Origin of the sequence: Acetobacter sp., from assembly GCF_047721705.1 — a bacterium.
Taxonomy (GTDB): Bacteria; Pseudomonadota; Alphaproteobacteria; order Acetobacterales; family Acetobacteraceae; genus Acetobacter.
The window spans coordinates 1-1,837 of the sequence record NZ_JBDNXK010000183.1 but is presented as its reverse complement, the minus strand read 5'-3'; the positions used below and the strand labels follow the sequence as shown (position 1 = coordinate 1,837).

2 protein-coding genes are annotated in these 1,837 nt (G+C 54.7%); one reads left to right on the top strand and one right to left on the bottom strand.

Annotated elements, in window-relative coordinates; genetic code table 11:
• Positions 1–411 precede the first annotated feature (411 nt).
• Complete coding sequence (locus ABF824_RS16325; protein ID WP_406239932.1) at positions 412–1,353, bottom strand: AEC family transporter; 942 nt, start codon at positions 1,351–1,353, stop codon at positions 412–414.
• 99 nt (positions 1,354–1,452) lie between these two features.
• Here ABF824_RS16325 and ABF824_RS16320 point away from each other — a divergent pair.
• The coding region (locus ABF824_RS16320; RefSeq protein WP_415490001.1) for a LysR family transcriptional regulator at positions 1,453–1,837 on the top strand (385 nt) is incomplete at its 3' end.

Genomic DNA, 1,837 nt, shown 5'->3' with positions numbered 1-1,837 from the left:
TGGCAGACGGGAACAACGGTGACGGCATACGCGAGTATGTCGGACTTGCCACGCGCACATGTCCGGTTTTGGGAATCTTTATCGCGCCTTGTATGTCGAGGATGAGGCGGTATGTGTCATTCAGAAGGTCCACACGCAGGTTTGCCATATGTTGATCCAGCGTGATCTGCAGGGGTTGATACCTATGCCACAGCGACGAGACACGGATTGGGCTTCCTGCAGGTTCCGCGTTATGGATTTGCGGATGACTTTGCGAATGGAGCACTGATCGAAGTGCTCCCTGATTTCTAACCACGCCGGTTTCAGTGCTTTGTCCGAGCAATAGGCAGTTTTCTTCGCGTGTGCGGATATTTGTAGACTGGCTGGTGGATATTATTGTTCGAAACTTTGTCAAAATGCCGATTAACGCAGTTACGCTGGTGTAAAGGCGAGATAGAGTGAGATTGTTGCAATCGAGAATACGGTGGTGGCAAGGACCACACGGCCGGTAAGGGCCGCCTCACGATCATAGAACTCCGCCAGCATGAACGAGCCGGTTCCCGTTGGGAGTGCTGCAAGAAGCACGGCAACTTTTGTCATCTCTGGCGGCAGGTGGAGCACTGGCGCTGCGATGATCCACGTAATCAGGGGCTGGGCGATTAGCTTCAGGCCGACAAGAATGGCGGCAGTCGACTGGCGTGCAGGCACGGCATGGGCCGAATTTCCAGCAAGGAACAGGCCGAGGGCGATCAGAGCGCAGGGGGATGCCGCCCCGCCGAGAAGCTTCATGAAGGCATGAATCGGTTCCGGCAGATGTCCACCCGATACCATGACAAGGCCACCAAGTGCTGGCGCCACCAGAAGCGGATTTTTCACCAACGAAAAGAGCGTTTTCGCAACGATATCGCGACGGCGCGCTTCGGTCTGCAGTCCGGCCTCGATCAGGACGATCGCTATGGCAAACAGCACACAGACCGTTACGATTGTAGCGATGAGCGTCGGTGCCATACCGGTATCGCCGACAAGAGACAGGACTAGCGGGAAGCCGACGAACCCCGTATTGGCATAGCTCGCGTTCAGTCCGTCAATGGCCGAATCAGCAAGATGATGTCCTGTTGAAACCCGCCAGCACAGCGTTCCGATGAATACGATAAAACAGCCAATCGTAAACGCCGCAATGAATCCCGGCTCCCACAGATCAGTCATTTTTGCTTTCGCCACGATGTCGAATAGCACCGCAGGTAGTGCAAGATAGACCACCAGCCGATTGACTTCGCGCGTGGCATTAGGACCCAGAGCACCTGATTTGCGTGCGGTCCATCCGGTAAGGATGAGGGCAAAGATGGGGAGGACGATCAGCAGATTGTTCAGCATCAAGAATCTCGGGAGGTCAGCAAAAGCGTGACGCTACCCAACGCTATTGATATAATCCAATGCTCATATTGTTTACAATTAATACTTTCAAGGTATCAGATGGACACGCGGCATATGCGATATTTTATGGCTCTGGCGGAGACGCTTCATTTCGGTCGGGCCGCCGAGCGGATGAACATGAGCCAGCCGCCGTTCAGTCGCCAGATTGCCATGATCGAACACACGTTGGGCGTGAAGCTGTTTGAACGAAACTCGCGCAATGTGGCGCTGACCTCAGCGGGAAAACACTTCATGAAAGACTGCAGAAATGTACTGGGGCAGTTTGAGGACGCCTGTCGGGATGTCAGGTTGGTTTCCAGCGGCATGAAGGGCGAATTGCGATTTGGATTCATGATGCATGCCGCCCACAGTGTCGTGCCGCAACTCGTCCAGCTTTATGCGGAGGCGAGGCCGGATGTCCGCCTTGTGCTTGATGAACGCACGC